The organism is Ottowia sp., from assembly GCF_035325765.1.
GTDB lineage: Bacteria > Pseudomonadota > Gammaproteobacteria > Burkholderiales > Burkholderiaceae_C > Ottowia.
The window spans coordinates 62,722-79,096 of record NZ_DAOKZG010000005.1 but is presented as its reverse complement, the minus strand read 5'-3'; the positions used below and the strand labels follow the sequence as shown (position 1 = coordinate 79,096).

General features: G+C 68.7%; 14 protein-coding genes. 5 read left to right on the top strand and 9 right to left on the bottom strand.

From position 1 onward, the window contains the following. The first annotated feature begins 206 nt into the window (after positions 1 to 206). On the top strand, positions 207 to 1,955 hold the full coding sequence (locus tag PKA16_RS03515; protein WP_324400452.1) for a cytochrome D1 domain-containing protein: 1,749 nt from the start codon (positions 207 to 209) through the stop codon (positions 1,953 to 1,955). 707 nt (positions 1,956 to 2,662) lie between these two features. Here PKA16_RS03515 and PKA16_RS03510 read toward each other — a convergent pair. From PKA16_RS03510 to PKA16_RS03470, 9 genes are read right to left on the bottom strand one after another with little or no spacing between them, the layout of a single operon-like run. Beyond that, positions 2,663 to 4,609 carry a 2Fe-2S iron-sulfur cluster-binding protein gene (locus tag PKA16_RS03510; RefSeq protein ID WP_324400450.1) on the bottom strand — a complete coding sequence of 649 codons (1,947 nt, stop codon included), beginning with the start codon at positions 4,607 to 4,609 and terminating at the stop codon, positions 2,663 to 2,665. Beyond that, the gene (locus PKA16_RS03505) at positions 4,606 to 6,078 is read right to left on the bottom strand and encodes a cbb3-type cytochrome c oxidase subunit I (RefSeq protein ID WP_324400448.1); all 1,473 of its coding nucleotides are present in this window, start codon (positions 6,076 to 6,078) and stop codon (positions 4,606 to 4,608) included. The genes PKA16_RS03510 and PKA16_RS03505 overlap by 4 nt, the downstream gene beginning before the upstream one ends. Next, positions 6,075 to 6,626 carry a hypothetical protein gene (locus PKA16_RS03500; RefSeq protein WP_324400446.1) on the bottom strand — a complete coding sequence of 184 codons (552 nt, stop codon included), beginning with the start codon at positions 6,624 to 6,626 and terminating at the stop codon, positions 6,075 to 6,077. Before PKA16_RS03500 ends, PKA16_RS03505 begins: the two co-directional genes overlap by 4 nt. Continuing rightward, entirely contained in the window at positions 6,604 to 8,175 is a 1,572-nt protein-coding gene (locus PKA16_RS03495) for a hydrogenase iron-sulfur subunit (RefSeq protein WP_324400444.1), read from the bottom strand. The genes PKA16_RS03500 and PKA16_RS03495 overlap by 23 nt, the downstream gene beginning before the upstream one ends. Then, positions 8,133 to 9,077: an SCO family protein gene (locus PKA16_RS03490; RefSeq protein ID WP_324400442.1), complete on the bottom strand. Its 945-nt coding sequence runs from the start codon at positions 9,075 to 9,077 to the stop codon at positions 8,133 to 8,135. The genes PKA16_RS03495 and PKA16_RS03490 overlap by 43 nt, the downstream gene beginning before the upstream one ends. Continuing rightward, positions 9,061 to 9,975 carry a heme o synthase gene (gene cyoE, locus PKA16_RS03485; protein WP_324400440.1) on the bottom strand — a complete coding sequence of 305 codons (915 nt, stop codon included), beginning with the start codon at positions 9,973 to 9,975 and terminating at the stop codon, positions 9,061 to 9,063. Before cyoE ends, PKA16_RS03490 begins: the two co-directional genes overlap by 17 nt. Positions 9,976 to 10,024: 49 nt before the next feature. Then, the gene (locus PKA16_RS03480) at positions 10,025 to 11,725 is read right to left on the bottom strand and encodes a cbb3-type cytochrome c oxidase subunit I (protein ID WP_324400438.1); all 1,701 of its coding nucleotides are present in this window, start codon (positions 11,723 to 11,725) and stop codon (positions 10,025 to 10,027) included. 13 nt (positions 11,726 to 11,738) lie between these two features. Continuing rightward, on the bottom strand, positions 11,739 to 12,278 hold the full coding sequence (locus tag PKA16_RS03475; RefSeq protein WP_324400437.1) for a cytochrome C oxidase subunit II: 540 nt from the start codon (positions 12,276 to 12,278) through the stop codon (positions 11,739 to 11,741). A gap of 22 nt (positions 12,279 to 12,300) precedes the next feature. Then, positions 12,301 to 12,471 (bottom strand): hypothetical protein, encoded by a 171-nt coding sequence (locus tag PKA16_RS03470; protein WP_324400435.1) that lies wholly within the window; start codon positions 12,469 to 12,471, stop codon positions 12,301 to 12,303. Between the two features lie 380 nt (positions 12,472 to 12,851). Between PKA16_RS03470 and PKA16_RS03465 the strand changes: the two genes are divergently transcribed. From PKA16_RS03465 to PKA16_RS03450, 4 genes are all read left to right on the top strand, one after another. Next, on the top strand, positions 12,852 to 13,838 hold the full coding sequence (locus PKA16_RS03465) for a COX15/CtaA family protein (protein ID WP_324400433.1): 987 nt from the start codon (positions 12,852 to 12,854) through the stop codon (positions 13,836 to 13,838). Continuing rightward, entirely contained in the window at positions 13,835 to 15,097 is a 1,263-nt protein-coding gene (locus PKA16_RS03460; protein WP_324400534.1) for an NAD(P)/FAD-dependent oxidoreductase, read from the top strand. Before PKA16_RS03465 ends, PKA16_RS03460 begins: the two co-directional genes overlap by 4 nt. A gap of 170 nt (positions 15,098 to 15,267) precedes the next feature. Continuing rightward, positions 15,268 to 15,480, top strand: coding sequence for a 30S ribosomal protein S21 (rpsU, locus tag PKA16_RS03455; protein ID WP_324400431.1), 213 nt, complete (start codon positions 15,268 to 15,270; stop codon positions 15,478 to 15,480). A 355-nt stretch (positions 15,481 to 15,835) separates the two neighbouring features. Further along, positions 15,836 to 16,282: a GatB/YqeY domain-containing protein gene (locus tag PKA16_RS03450; RefSeq protein WP_324400430.1), complete on the top strand. Its 447-nt coding sequence runs from the start codon at positions 15,836 to 15,838 to the stop codon at positions 16,280 to 16,282. Positions 16,283 to 16,375: the final 93 nt, after the last annotated feature.

Genomic DNA, 16,375 nt, shown 5'->3' with positions numbered 1-16,375 from the left:
CAGGTGAGGGGAGCGCCGCGATTATTGGACAAAAAGAGACCCTCACGGCACGGAAGCGTCGCGATTTGCTTTGGATCAATAAAGACCATGCTGACCACAGAAACAATAGGGAAAAACCCCCGTCGGCCCCTGGCGTCGCAGCCCCCGACGGGAAATCCTGAACCGGGGTCAAGTCCATGGGCTGCGGCAGTTGAAGGAGCCAATTCATGAAAACCCGCAAGCTGGCAAGCCTCGTGGCGCTGGCCCTGGCCTCCCTGGCCTTCACCGCGACGGCGCAACAGGCGGGTGGTGAACCGGCCAAGCCCGGCGGCCCCACCACCGATGTCAAGAGCCCCGAAGCACAGTTCCGCGGCGCCCCGTATTCGATGTCCGGCCAGGAAATGCACCGAGCGGACGATCCGAAGATGCCTGCCATGACGCAGGAGGAATTCGACCGTGCGCGCCAGATCTACTTCGAGCGCTGCGCGGGCTGCCACGGCGTGCTGCGCAAGGGCGCTACGGGCAAGGCGCTGACGCCCGACATCACGCTCGAGAAGGGCACCGAGTACCTGAAGGTCTTCATCGCCTACGGTTCCCCGGCCGGCATGCCGAACTGGCTGACCTCGGGTGACTTCGACGAAGCCACCGTGGACCTGATGGCGCGCTACGTGCAGCACACGCCGCCGACGCCGCCCGAGTTCTCGCTCGAGGACATGGAGAAGACGCGCCAGGAGTACATCCCGGTCGCCAAGCGTCCGACCAAGAAGATGAACAAGTACAACATCGACAACATCTTCTCGGTGACCTTGCGTGACGACGGCACGATCGCGCTGATCGACGGCGATACCAAGGAAATCATCAACATCATCAAGACCGGCTACGCGGTGCACATCTCGCGCCTGTCGGCCTCGGGACGCTACCTGTACGTGATCGGCCGCGACGCCCGCCTGAACCTGATCGACCTGTGGATGGAGAAGCCCGACAACGTGGCCGAGATCAAGGTCGGCCTCGAGGCGCGCTCGGTCGAGACCAGCAAGTTCAAGGGCTGGGAAGACAAGATCGCGATTGCCGGCACCTACTGGCCGCCGCAATTCGTGCTGATGGATGGCGACACGCTCAAGCCGCGCAAGGTCGTCGGCACGCGCGGCCAGGACATCGACAACGTCTACCACCCCGAGCCGCGCGTGGCCGCCATCGTCTCGAGTCACGAGAAGCCCGAGTTCCTGGTCAACGCCAAGGAAACCGGCAAGATCTGGATGGTCGACTACACGGACCTCGAGAACCTGAAGACGACGCAGATCGACTCCTCCAAGTTCCTGCACGACGGTGGTTTCGACAGCACGCGGCGCTACTTCCTGACGGCAGCCAACTCGTCCAACCAGATCGTGGTGGTCGACACCAAGAAGAGCAAGCTGGAAGCGATCATCGACGTGGGCAAGATCCCGCACCCGGGTCGCGGCGCCAACTTCAAGCATCCGAAGTACGGCCCGGTGTGGGCCACCTCGGGCCTGGGTGACGAGAGCATCGCCGTGATCGGCACCGACCCGAAGGGCCACAAGGCCAACGCCTGGAAGGTGGTGCAGTCGCTCAAGGGCCAGGGTGGCGGATCGCTGTTCATCAAGACGCACCCGAAGTCCCACAACCTGTGGGTCGACACCACGCTCAACCCCGATCCGAAGCTGAGCCAGAGCGTGGCCGTGTTCGACATCCGCGACCTGTCCAAGGAGCCGCAGATCATCGACATCGCCGCCTGTGCCGACCTGAAGGACGACGGCGCCAAGCGCGTGGTGCAGCCGGAGTACAACAAGGCCGGCGACGAGGTCTGGTTCTCGGTCTGGAGTGCCAAGGACAAGCAGTCGGCCATCGTGGTGGTCGACGACAAGACCCGCACCTGCAAGACCGTGCTCAAGGATCCGAGGCTGATCACGCCGACCGGCAAGTTCAACGTCTACAACACGCAGCACGACGTGTACTGACGGGAACCCGCGCCCGCACCGCCCCCTCGGCGAGCGGGCGCAAGCCATTCGAGCCGCAGGAGCCGCAAGCTCCCGCGGCTTTTTCCGCCTGCCGAACGACATGGCGAGGACGGCCACGGGCCGGTGGGATGGACCCCCTTCGCGCCGCAGCCTCGCCCGCCCCCGCGACGCCCTGCCCCGCCGCGGCCTCGACAACACCGGGCATCCCGGTCCAAGCCGCGGCGAATGGCTTGCACGGAATCGCGTTCGAATCGCGAATCAGCCTGGAAACGGCAGTTGGACGCGTCACCCATGTGGTGAACGAAAGAGAAGCCACCAACGTCCATGGCCATGCGGGTTTGGAGAAGGTTCCAAGCAGTCAACTGCCGTTTCCAGGATCAGGGACGACGTCGCTCTGCACGAACGGCAGGGCTGCCATTCGTCAGGCCGGCGCGAGCCGGCGAGATGGGCCAGATTTCCGAACGCGACGCCCCGGCGAGCCGTCAGGGTCGTGCGAAAGGCATTGCCCCCAGGCTCTGGCAACGGGCCGCTCGGGCGCCATCGCAAAATCCGCGTGGGCACGGCAGGTGGACATCGGCCGCATCGGTCGCGACCGTGCATCCCCGCCGGGCTGAAACGCGGCCATCCGACACCCGACCACCGCAGGGCCCGGGTGTTTGGCGATGTACCCGAGCCGGTGCGCGCCGCCGCGTGGCGGCGCGCACCGTTCAGGCGGGCGGCGTCGTCGCCGGTGTCGGCGCGCTCGGCACGAAGGCGTCGGAGAAGCAGAACTGCTCGCCCAGGCCGTGCGCGATGAAGTCGGGCACGGCCGCCTCGACCATGCGCGTCGAGCCGCAGGCGTAGACCTCGTAGCCCGTCAGGTCGGGGTGGTCGGCCAGCAGCGATTCGTGCACGAAGCCGCGCCGCCCGGTCCAGGGGTCGTCGTCGGCGATGTCGGACAGCACCGGGATATACTGGAAATTGGCGTGCTGCTGCTGCCACCTGGCCAGCAGGTCCTGCATGTAGAGGTCATCCTGTTGGCGCACGCCCCAGTAAAGCGCGATCGGCCGCTGGATGCCGCGGCGGAAGGCGTCCTCCAGGATGCTCTTGATCGGCGCGAATCCGGTCGCGCCGGCGATCATCAGGATCGGACGCTCGCTCTCGCGCAGCGTGAAGCGGCCGATGGGCCCTTCCAGCTCGAGCACGTCGCCCACCTTCATCTGCTCGAACACGTGGGTGGTGAAACGCCCGCCCTCGATCAGGCGCACGTGCAATTCGACCAGGTTGTCGGTCGGCAGCGGGAAGGGCTGTGCCGGATCGGCCGGCGCGTTGGCAAACGAGAACGCACGCTTGGCACCATCCTCCAGGATGATGTTGACGTACTGGCCGGCCGTGAATTTCAGCGGCCCGCCGTCGAGCAGGGCCAGCACCACCCGCATCACCGTGGGCGCGAGCGGCTCCAGGGTCTGCACGCGCGCCTTCACCCGGCGCAGCGCCTGCGCATCCTCCTTGGCGAGCGAGGTCACGCCCTCGACCTCGATCTCCACGTCCTCCAGCGCCACCGCACAGCACATCAGCGCCTGGCCGCGTGCGCGCATGGCAGGCGTCAGGGCAGCTTCCTGGTAGTTGCCCAGGTCGACCTTGCCGTTCAACACGGTGCAGACGCAGACGCCGCAGCCGCCCGAGCGACAGTCGTAGGGCAGCGCCAGGTCGGCGCGCAGGCCGGCGTCCAGCAGGGTCTCACCCGCGCGCGCCGTGGCCAGCGCCGGCCCTGGGTGGAAATTGAGCTGGTGCGAGGCCCTGCTGCCGCGGCGCAGCGTCAACCAGGGCAGGATGATGCCCAGCGCCGTCAGGCCGACCGTGAGCCCCCACAGCAGGCCCAGCGGCATCGAGCCGACCAGCGCGAACACCGGCAACAGGAACCAGTCGAAGGTCAGTTCGAGCGGTTCGGAGTGCAGGTCCGCCGGCCCCTGGCTCAGCACGGGAACCACCAGCGAGAGCAGGATCAGGGTGAGGCTGAGCGCGATCGTGATCGGCTTGGGCGGCGTCATCGCCGCCTTGGGCACGCGCTGCACATGCACCCACATCATCAGCAGCAGCACGAGCGGCACGCCAATGTGCATGAACACCAGCAGCGAGAACAACCGGTTGGTGACGTGCTCGGGCAGGATGAAGTTGCGGATCAGGCGGCCCTGGAATCCGGGCAGCCAGTCCAGCCATTCGAAGCTGGTCTGCGTGACGAACTGCGCCAGTCGGTCCCAGGGCAGCATGAAGCCATTGACTCCCGAGACGTAGGTCAGCCACAGCAGGGCCACGCCGGTGACCCAGGAGAAGGCCCGGAAGCCGCGCAGCCGGTCGAAGGCGAAGTAGCGCAGCATGTGCAGCAGCATCGACAGCACCATGGCGTCCGAGGCGTAGCGGTGCAGCGAGCGCATCAGCCCGCCCAGGCCCCAGGCGCCATGCGTGATGGCCTCGACCGAGCGATACGCACCATCGACGCTGGTGTCGAAGAAGGCATACAGGATCAGGCCTGTGCCGGCCACGATCCAGAACAGGTAGAAGGTGATCTTGCCCAGGTGGTAGTACGGGTTCATGCGATCGCCGAAGGCGCGGTTGAACACCGCCTCGGCCGCCATGAACGCGGCGCGCAGGATGCGCTGCACGATTGCAATCATTGTTCTTCCTCCGTCCGCGCCGCGGCGCCGCCCCGCATCGCCCGGATCACCACCAGCGCGAACAGCAGGCCGCCCACGATGGCCAGCAGCCCGCCCATCCCCATCAGACCCATGCCCCAGACCTCGCCGGTCGAGCGCAGCACCTGCTCCGCCCCCGCCACCTTGCGTTGCACGCCGTAGCCGCCCGACCACACCAGGCCGATGATGTGCAGCAACTGCCCGATGCCGTAGACCCAGGGCTGCAGCACCGCGAGCCGGCCGGCCGGCGCGCGGTAGCCGAGCGCCGGCAGCAGGTGGTAGATCATGCCCATCAGGGCCAGCGTCACGCCGACGATGCAGCCGTGGTAGTGCGCCGGGATCTTGACGTTGCTGCCATCGATGGTCAGGCCGATCACGCCGCCGGCGACGAACAGCAGCATCGAGGCCAGCACCGCCGCGCGCAGCGGGCGCCGGCTGGGCGCCAGGCGGCGCGGCGGCGCCAGGCCGAGCAGCACCGCGAGCACCAGCGGCGCAATCGCGAGCCCACCGCCGAAGCGCATGCCCCAGGTGTGCATGTCGCGGTGCTCGACACTGCTGACATCGTGCGCGAGATAGGCCAGTGGCGTGACGAACACGCTCACCAGCGCAATCGCGAACAGCAGCAGCACCACGCGCGGGCTGAGCGGCACCTGGCCGCCGCAGGCCTGCACCAGCACCAGCCAGGACACCAGCATCAGCAGGGTCCAGGTGAACTGCAGCGCGTGGCCGCCGCCCCAGTAGAGGATTTCGTAATAGGCCTTGGCCGGCAGCGTGGTCGGCACCTCCGCGAGCGACCAGGCAAACGCCAGCAGGGCCACGGCCGCCGCCACGGCGCTGGCGTGCAGGCCGAAGCGCAGGGCCCCGGTGCCGTTCACGGCCGGCCCCACGGGCACGGTGCGCAGCAGGGCCAGCAGCACCAGCACCAGGCCACCCGCGGCGAACAACCAGAGCGCGGCGCGGAACGTGGCGCTGTCCAGCATCGGGATGTAGTTGGCCATCACCGCCTCGCCCGGATCGACGAAGGCCGCCACCGCCATGCCCAGCGCCCCGAGTCCGCACAGCACCAGCGGCAGGCGCGTCAGGCGCCGCCCGCCAGGCGAACCGGGCGGGCGCAGGTTGAGGCTCCAGAGCAGCCCGGCAACCGCGACGAACCAGACCAGCACCGACAGGTCGACGTGCACCACCAGCGCCACGCGAAAGAAGTCACCGGCCGGCAGCCAGGCATTGATGCCGGGCGTACGCGCCAGCACCAGCAGGATCGAGAACAGGCCGGAACCCAGCAGCGCCGCCAGCGCCAGCAGCAGCCAGCCACGTGCCAGCGCGCGCCCCTCGGCCGTCACCGCGGGCAGTTCGTAGCGCGCCGGCGTCGACGCCGTGACGCGGTCGGCGTGCGGGCCGGGCGGCGCCAGCCGGAGCCCGGCCGCGCGGGTCAGGAAAGGGTCGGTGCTCATTCGAAGGTGATGCCGCCTTTCTCGGCGTCGAAGTCGACCACCAGCACCTGCCCGGGCTTGAGCTCCACGCTGGCCGTGCGGTGATAGGTCTGTGCGCCGGGCCGCACGTCGTCGTTGAAGCGCACGTCGATCTGCTGCGGACCGGCCGGCACCGTGAGCCGCTCGTAGATCGACGCCGCGCCGTCGCGTGACAGCCCCGTGGGCTGCACCACGCGCTTGAGCACGCTGGCGCCGCCAACCTCGACCTCCATCGTCAGCGGCGAGCGCTCGCGCGGGCACTGCACCGGGTCGCGCATGTTGGGCGGCAGCTTCGCCAGTTCCTCTTCGCTGAGGCGCCGGCACTCGCCCACCGGCTGCCCGAGGCGCGAGACGCTGATCTTGATCAACGCCTGGTCAGCGCCGATCGGGTGATAGGGAGGCCAGTGGGCAAACACGCCGATCACCAGCGCAAACAAGCCGTACAGGGCCACCTGCCCGGCCCATTGCAGCGGTCCATAGCTGCTGGTGGTGACGCGCTCGCGTGCATCAGGTTGGGTCGAAGCGTTCATCGGTCGAGATTCTCTGGTCATCGGAAAGGCCTTGCAGGCGTCGGCGCAAGCGCTCCAGGGCGGACCCGAGGAGCGCCTGGTCGCCCGAACCGGCGTGCACCAGTTCCACCCGCTCCGCGGGCACGCGGGCCCGCAGATGCGGCTCGCGCCGGCGCGCCAGGCGTTCCGCCGTCCAGCGCTCGCCCAGGCGGAATTCGCAGCCGCCTTCGGGGCAGGCTGCCACCAGCACCCCCGCCGCGCCGTCGCGCAGCGCGTATTCGACGAAGGACGGCGGCAACTGGCCGGCGCACAGCAGCGCATGCACCTGCACGCCGGGACCCAGGCTCTCCGCCGGTGGCGCGCCATGCGCGCAGGCAAACAGCACCACCGGCGGCACGGCCGGCGCCGCCGCCAGTCCCTGGCGCAGGTCGCGGCGCAACACGTCGACCGGCAGCTGCGGCATGTCGATGCCGGTCACCAACCGCGCCATGCCGCGAAACGGCGTCGACGAGGGACAGGCGCCAGCGCAGATGCCGCAACCGATGCACAGGTCGGCATCGACCTGTGCCAGCTGGTGGCCCGGGCTGCGCCCGGGATGCGGCACCATGGTGATCGCCGCATAGGGGCAATCGGCGAAGCAGCGCTGGCAGCCGCTGCAGTTGTCCGGATCGACCACCGCCACCGCGGCGCGCGCCGGCTGGGGCAGGAACGGCAACGCCAGCAGCAGGAGCAGCGCCGCCGCCACCAGTGCCCAGGTGAAGCCGCGCGAGGTCGCGTCGGTGAGCGGATGCAGCCACAGCAGCAGCCAGTCGAGGTGCAGCACGGACGGCACCTGATCCAGCGCGGCGGGTGCGTCGCTCAGCACCGGCCGCACCAGCGCCAGCAGCGCCAGCACGCCAACCAGGCCGAGCGCAAGCCGGCGCGGTGGCAGCACCGAGGCGTGGGCCAGCCGCTGGATGTGGAACCACAGGCCGAACAGGAACAGCACCGGCACGCCCAGATGCACGAAGATGAACAGCGAGAACAGGCGATCGCTGACTGCATGCACGGTGAGGAAATTGCGTGCCAGCGGCGTCGCCAGCAGGGGCAGCAGATCCAGCCATTCGGCCATCGCCAGGGCCGAATACTGGCTCAACCGGTCCCAGGCGAGCCAGAAGCCGCCAATCGCGCTGGCGAAGCAGAACACCACCAGCGGCACGCCGGTGAGCCAGTGAAAACGCCGCACCCCCCGCTCGTGGCCATGCAGCCATTCACGCAGGATGTGCAGCAGCATCACCAGCATCAGCGTGTCGGCGGCGTAGCGGTGCACGCCGCGCAGCAGCCGGCCCAGGCCGAGCGGAGCGCCGGCCAGCCGCTGCACCGACTCGTAGGCCCCCGTGACCGAGGTATCGAACAGCGCGAACAGCACCACGCCGGTGGCCACCAGCAGCCACAAGGCGAGGAAGCCGATCGGCCCGAGGTGACGCAGCGGGTTGAATGCCGATCCGAACGCCCAGTCGAAGTGCCGCTCGAGCGCGCGCCAGCCGTTCAGGCCCCATGACCGGATGCTGGCTGGGGAACTGCTGGACATGACGCTCGCGATCGGCGCTTGCGACGCCACTGGTTGCGCAATTCAAGCCCCAGGTAGATCAGGGTCGACAGGAAGAACAGCACGCCGCTCACGATCACCAGAACCAGCTTGTAATCGTAGCGGTACAGGCCGGTCTCCTCGTCATAGACGGTGCACAGGATGCGCACGCGCTCGACCAGGTTTTCCAGCTTGCCCAGGGTCGGCAGCGGCTGGTCATACAGCAGCAGGCGCCGCAGCGGCACGCCCAGGCGGTCGGCGCGCACGATGTCGCCCAGCACCTGGCTGTGGATGCGGCCCTCGGCGTCGACCACGGTCACGCCGAGCACGTGGTCGAAGCCGGCCGGCGTCGCCACCGTGCTGAAGCCGAACGCCGCCATCAGCGCCTCGACCTGGTCGGCGGGCGGGCTGAGGAATTCCCAGTTGCGGTAGGCGATGCGGTGCTGGGCGGCAAACGCGCGCATCGCGGTGGGCGAATCGAACGGCTGGTTGAAGCCGATGCTGACCACGTTGAACTGGCTCTCGCCCAGCATGACATCGAGACCCTTGACCGACTCATACAGGGTGCGCGTCTGCGTCGGGCAGGCCTCGAAACAGCCCGTGTAGATGAAGCTCACCAGCAGCGGCTTGCCGCGATAGGCAGACAGCCGCACCGGGCGGTCGCGGCGATCGCGCATCTCGATGTCGGGCACCGTGCGCCCGAGCGCGGCGTTGGCCAGCTCCACGGCCCTGGCTTCGTCGAGCCGAGGCACTTCACCGGGAGACCGGGGCGCGACGGCGGACCCGCCATGCGCCCAGGCGCCGGCCGCCAGCAGCGCGAACGCGGCGCCGCACAGCAGCGCACGCCAGCCGCCGAGTGTGCCCGCCAGGCGCACGCCAAACCCGGCCTCAGCGGATTGCGGCATCGATCAGGATCCCCACGATGAGCGCGCTGAGTTGCACCATCGAGGCGAAGAACGCCGCCATCGCCTGCTCGCGCGCGGGCTGGCGCGCGAGCGCAGCGGTCTTGCGCAGGAAGTGCACGCCACCGACCACGGCACCCAGGCCGTAGGCCCAGCCAGCACCGAAGGCCAGGGGCAGCAGCGTCGCCGCCACCAGCAGCGCGGCGCTCGCGTGCACGATGCGGGCCGCGCGGGCGGGGCCCACGACGACCGACAGCATGGGGATGCCGGCCGCCTCGTATTGCGCCCGCGTGGCGATCGCCAGGCTCCAGAAATGCGGCGGCGTCCAGAGGAACAGCACCAGCGCCAGCAGCCAGGCCAGGGGCCCGAGCTGCGGGTCGACCGCAGCGCTGCCCGCGAGCGCGGCAAAGCTGCCAGCCAGGCCGCCGATCACGATATTCCAGGGCGTGCGGCGCTTCAGGCCCACGGTGTAGACGAAAGCGTAGGTGAGCGCACCCAGCAGCACGAAGCCGGCTGCCACCGGGTTCACCCACCACGCCGCGGCGGACACGGCGCCCGCCAGCATGGCCGCCATCAGCAGCAGCCAGCCCGGCCCCGGCGTCAGCACGCCGCTGGCAAAGGCGCGGCCACGCGTGCGCGCCATGAGGCGATCGCTGGTCGCCTCGTAGTACTGGTTGAAGGCGCCCGCGCTGGCCGAGGCCACCAGCACCGAGAGTGCCAGCACCAGGGCCTGCCAGCGCGTGATCGAGCCGCCGGGCACGATCGCCAGGCCGGCGATCGCGGTCAGCGTGATCAGCACGCCGATGCGCAGCTTGAACACGCCGAGCACCACCCGCCATCCGACCCGGGCGGGTGCGTTGGCACCCGCGCTGGCGACCAGGGGCGACTCGACGTGGTTCATGGCGTGCTCCGGCGTGGACGATGCGACAGGACCGGCCGATTGTCGCGCTTCAGCTCAGGCCCCACAGCGTCGACAGGTACTTCCAGTTGATGAAGTAGTAAAGCACGAAGGCCACCAGGAACACCATCGCCAGCACGAAGGTGCCCGGCGCCGTGAAGCCGGACGAGCCGTAGGTCTGCACCGCGGCGGCCGGCGCGGCACGCTCCAGGCGAGTGAAGGTCGGGCTGGTGGCACCGCCCTCGAGCTTGCGGCCCCAGAGCAGCGAACCCACCGTGATGTAGATGTAGATGATGCCCCCGGCCACCGCCGCGACGCCGCTGATGCCAACCAGCGCCATCATCAGATAGGCCGCGCCCGGCCACTCATAGGCCAGTGCCGCGCCCTGGAACGCCATGTCCCAGTGGCGACGCGAGACGCCCAGGGTACCGGCGCCCATCATCACCAGGCAGAAGAAATACATCGAGAAGCCGAACAGGTAGGGCTGCCACTTGGCCAGGGTCGGCGCGATCATCTCGCGCTTGAACAGCACCGGGATCAGGTAGAACGTCAGCGCCATGAAGGTCAGCGTGGTGCCCACCACCACGGTGGCGTGGAAGTGGCCCGGCACGTAGATCGTGTTGTGGATGATCAGGTTGAGCTGCTCGGTGCCCATCATCACGCCGGTGATGCCGCCGAGGAAGCCGAAGCCGATGATCGAGATGAACACGCCCGAGAAGGTCGGGTTGCCCCAGGGCGCCTTGCGCAGCCACTCGAACAGGCCCTTGGTGTAGCCCTTCTGCCGCTGCGCCACCTCCATCGCGCCCGGCACCGTCAGGCCGTGCAGCATCGAGGCCAGCACCGCCAGATACATGAAGTAGCTGGTGTTGACGACCTTCCAGGCGGTGCCCAGGCCCGGGTCGCCCAGCAGGTGGTGGGCGCTCGCCAGTTGCAGGAACAGGATGTAGAGGAAGAAGGCGAAGCGGCTGACGCGCTCGCTCATCGGCTTGGCGCCCAGGGCGATGGCGGCCACCAGGTACCACACGGTGACGTGGGTGGCAACGTTGATCTGCTGCGACGAATGGCCGAGCGCCCACCACACGGTGCGGTAGATGAGCGGATCGACGGTCATCAGGTTCATCGACATCAGCCACGCCGGGATGATGATGATGGCACCCGACAGCAGGGTGAAGACGGCGATGATGGCGGCGGTGGTGGCACCGAAGGTCACCAGAGGCACCGAGCCCTCGTAGGTCTTCTCGCGCCGCGCCACCACCAGGGTGGCGAAGAACACGCCGCATCCGATCAGCGCGCCGACGGCGAACAGGATGATGCCCAGGTAGAACGCCGGCTCGGCCATCATCGGCACGTAGCTGGTCATCATCACGCTGGAGCTGCCGCGGAACACGGCGACGTTGTTGACGATCGAGCCGATCACCATCAGCGCGAAGCCGAGCCAGGCGATCTTGGGCGCCGCGATGCGGCTGCGCAGGATCACGGACGAGCAGAAGTGCAGCAGGGCGACCTCGAAGAAGATCAGCCAGAAGATCAGCATGTCCAGGCCGTGCGCGGTCAGCACCATGTAGAAGGTGTCGGCCTCGAGCCAGCGCACGGCCGGCCAGCGCGTCAGCACGACGCCGATGGCAAGCACGCCGCCGATGGCGAGCCAGAGCACGCCGAAGAAGGCGTGTGCCTTGATCAGCTGCTCGGCCTGGCGCTCGAACTGCAGCCCCGAGCGCGGGCAGGTGCGGTAGGTGGTAGCCACGGTAGCCATTTGCGTTGTCCCCTTATTTGACGTACAGCCGGCTCACCATGCGGTGGTGACCGATGCCACAGTATTCGTTGCACACGATCGAGTAGGTGCCGGCCTGGTTCGGCGTGACGGTCACCACGTGCTCGAAACCGGGCACCAGCTGGATGTTGATGTTGGCCGGCTGGATCGACATGCCGTGGTTGTAGTCCATGGCCGTGATGTGCAGGCGATAGGTCTTGTCCTTCTCCAGCTCGAGGATCGGCCAGAAGCCCCACAGGTGGCCCTGCAGGTAGACGTCGCTGCCCGGCGGCGGCGCAACGACCGGGATCTTCTCGTCGGTCTCGGTGCGCACCGTGTACTTGTCGACCACCGCCTGCGCCTTGGCCATGAACTGGTCGGGCTTGGTGCGGTAGGTCTCGGTCGAGAGGTTCTGGTTGCCCCAGATATGCCAGCCGACCATCATGAAGAACAGGATCAGGCACCAGATCAGCGCGATGGCGATCCAGGTGCCCTCGACGCGGTCGATCGGGTGCTTGTACCAGAGCCGGTCTGCCGGAGGAAGTATGGCGCTCATGTGAAGGTGCTCCAGGGTTCTTTTACTTGGACAGAGGTACCAGCAGGATCTCGACCACGCCCCAGAGGTTGTAGAGGACCATGGGGATCATCACGCCCAGGAAGAGCAGGATGAGCGGGCTGTCGAGCAGCTCCTGCATCCACGGAATGGGCGCGTTGGGGTCGTTGAGGTCGTCGTGATCGGGCGCAGACATAGAAACTCCTCGAAACGCCTGGATACAGATCAATCGGAAAAACTTTTCCAAGCTGCCGGCGATTCTTAACGCGAGTCACGTTTTTGAATTTGAACTAAGTCAAACAATCGGGCTGTTTCGGGTCGGGCGGGGTCTGGCTGGGACGGCGGATCTGTGGTAGCGGCGCGTCTGCGTGGCAGTCTCGGCAGGTCTGCACAGGCCATCCGACGCAGCCACCTTGCCCTAACATGGCGGCCCTGCCTGTCACACGCCCATTCAACCTGAAAACGGCAGTTGACCGCTTGCCTTCTTCACGAGATCCGCATGAGCCCTGACTTCCGCTGCTTCGATCACCTCCACCTGTTGGGTGAGAGCGCGTCCAACTGCCGTTTTCAGGTTCAATGACCGCCCCGCCCCCCTCGCTCGAAGTGACGCGCGACGCCGCCGCGTCCACCCCCCGGCGCCCGCCCGGCACCACGCGCCGCCGCCTGACCGGTTGGCTGGCCTGGACTGGCGCGGCACTGATGTTTGCGATCGTTGGCCTCAGCGCGTACCTGCGCCTGCGCCAGGCGGGGCTGGGCTGCAGTCCCTGGCCGGCCTGCTACGGCGCGATCCTCGGTCCGGGGCCAACCGGCGTGGTGGCGGACGCAGCAACGGCGGCGGCACGCCAGGCGCATCGGCTCGCGGCCTCCGCGATGCTGCTGCTGGCGCTGGCCCTGGGCGTGCTCACCCTCGGGCCGCGACCGCGACTGCGCCGCGAAGGACGGCTGGCCCTGGGCGTGCTCGTGCTGACCCTGGCGCTGGCGGCGCTGGGCGTGGCGTCCCGCGGGTCCACCCTGCCCGCCGTGGTGCTGGGCAACCTGCTGGGGGGCTTCCTGACGCTGGCGCTCTGTGCGCGCCTGGCGGCAGTGGCGAACGACGCCGCAGCGCCCTCGCCCGCCCTGCGACGCTGGCTGCGCCTGGCGCTGCTGCTGGTGCTGGTGCAGGCCTGCCTGGGTGGCCTGGTCAGCGCGAGCTTCAGCGCCACGAGTTGCGGGAGCTGGAGCGAATGCGCGCAGGCCGCGCGCGGCGCCGACTGGGGCTGGCGCCTGCTCGATCCCTGGCTGGCCCCGACTCCGGATGCCCTGCTGCCCGGGAACCCGCGCGGCGCCTGGCTGCAGTGGCTGCATCGCGCTGGCGCCTGGGTCGTGCTGGGCGCGGGCCTGCTCGCCGCCGGCCGCGCGCTGCTCGACCGCCGGCGGCTGCTGGCCGTGCTGCTGGCCGGCCTGCTCGCCCTGCAGCTCACGAACGGCCTGCTGCTGGCGCCGGACACGCTGTCGCTGGCCCAGGTGCTGGTGCACAACCTGGTGAGTGCCCTGCTGCTGGCTCTACTGGCGCGCAACGCCTGAAGCGGGTGCTCGCGCCGGACGCGGTCATCCTCGGCGCCGGTGCTGCCGGCCTGTTCTGTGCCGGGCGGGCTGCGCAGCGCGGCCTGCAGGTGCTGCTGATCGATCACGCGCCGCGCCTGGCGGAGAAGATCCGCATCTCGGGGGGCGGACGCGCCAACTTCACCAATCGCGCACTCGACACGTCGGCGCCGGAGCGCCATTTCCTCAGTGGCAATCCGCGCTTCTGCCGCTCAGCCCTGGCGCGCTTCGGCCCCGAAGACATGATGGCGTTGCTGCGCCGCCACAATGTCGGCTTCCATGAGAAGCACCGTGGCCAGATGTTCTGCGACCGCTCGGCGCAGGATCTGATCACGCTGCTGCTGACCGAGTGCGAGGCCGCGCCGGCGCTGGGACCCGGCCGGGTGGAACGCTGGCAGCCCTGCACCGTGCGCCAGGTCGACCACGCACCTGCGACGACGGATGCCGCCGGACACTTCCGGATCGAGACCGAGCGCGGGTCAGTGCGCAGCCCGGCGCTGGTGGTGGCGACCGGCGGCCTGTCGATCCCGGCCATCGGGGCGTCGGATTTCGGCCTGGCGCTGGCCCGGCAGTTCGGCCTGCGCTGCACGGACACGCGCCCCGGCCTGGTGCCGCTGACCTTCGACGCGCGGTCCTGGACGCCATTCGCCCAGTTGGCCGGCCTGTCGTTGCCCGTGGCCATTCGAACCGGCACGAACCGTGGCGCCGTGACGTTCCGCGAGGACCTCCTGTTCACCCACCGCGGCCTGTCCGGGCCCGCCGTGCTGCAGATCTCCAGCTACTGGCAACCCGGCACGCCGATCGTGATCGACCTGGCGCCGGAGGTGGACCTGGAGGCCGAACTGGGCGCCGCCAAGGCGCGTTCGCGCCGGCGCCTGGCCCACGAGCTGGCGGCCTGGCTTCCGGCCCGCCTGGCCGAACACTGGTGCGCCGGCGATGCGCGCTGGCAGCGTCCGATCAACGAGGTGCCCGATGCGGCCCTGGCGCGCCTGGCCGGGCAGCTTGCGCACTGGTCGCTCACGCCCAGTGGCACCGCGGGCTACCGCAAGGCGGAAGTGACGGTGGGCGGTGTCGACACGCGCGAGCTATCGTCGCAGACCCTGGAGGCACGTCGCCAGCCGGGCCTGTTCTTCATCGGCGAAGTGGTCGACGTCACCGGCTGGCTGGGGGGCTACAACTTCCAGTGGGCCTGGGCCAGTGGCGCCGCGTGCGCGGATGCGCTGGCAGCCCGCGCCAGGTAGCGCCGCAGGGTATCTTGGTGGCCTCGGTGTTCAATGCTATAATGCATGGCTTTGCTGGCAAAAGCTTCGCCTGCCAACCTGGCTCGGCGGGGCGCAATCCTGCGGTGCATGGCGCGAAGTCGAGTCCTCCTTCCCGCCCTCTGGCCGCAAACCGAAGACACAGTCACCGAATGACCACCATCCGCGTTAAAGAGAACGAGCCGTTTGACGTCGCGCTGCGCCGCTTCAAGCGCACGATCGAGAAACTGGGCCTGCTCAACGACCTGCGTGCGCGCGAGTTCTACGAGAAGCCGACGGCCGAGCGCAAGCGCAAGAAGGCCGCAGCCGTCAAGCGCCACCACAAGCGCGTGCGCAGCATGCAGCTGCCCAAGAAGCTGTATTGAACGCCCGCGGCTTCCGCGCCGTTTTCGAAGGCTCGCCGAGGACGCTCAGCGAGCCTTCGTCGTTTCTGCGGGAGCAAGTCAACCCCAATCCGGCGATTGACGCTCGTCAACGTCTTGAAAGCATGCATGGACGCACGGTCTGGCGGCCGCTGCGACGCCGGCACGTTCGGCCAGAGCGCCGCGCCCCCCCGCCAACGCGCCTTCGCCGCGGCATGGCGCGCACGCGTGCATGGCGGCCTGGCCCCTGCAGGATGCGGCCCGCGGCCGCCGGCCGAACCCGCTCGCGCCCTCCCTCGCCTGGCACGCTGATGACGACATCGCCGGGCACGCCCAACCACCCGATTCAGGTTGAACCATGACACTCAAGGATCGCATCACTGAAGACATGAAGGCAGCCATGCGCGCGCGCGAGAGCCAGCGCCTGGGCACGATTCGCCTGCTGCAGGCGGCCATCAAGCAGAAGGAAGTCGACGAGCGCGTGCTGCTGGACGACGCGGCGGTGATCGCCGCCATCGACAAGCTGATCAAGCAGCGCAAGGACAGCGTCGCGGCCTTCGCCCAGGCCGGGCGCCAGGACCTGGCCGACCAGGAAAGCGCCGAAATCTTGGTGCTGCAGGCCTACCTGCCGGCGCGCCTGTCGCAGGACGAGGTCCGCGCCGCCGTGCAAGCCATCGTCGCCGAACTGGGCGCCAGCGGCCCCGGCGACATGGGCAGGGTGATGGGCACGGTGAAGCAGCGCCTGGCGGGCAAGGCCGACATGGGCACGGTCAGTGCCACGGTGAAGGCCGCCCTCGGGCGCTGAGCACCGGGCCGACCAAGCATCGCCGCGGGGCGCTTGCATCTGGTTGCACCCTGGCAGCCAACTTTGCACAAAGCCAGGTGCGGAGACAAGCCC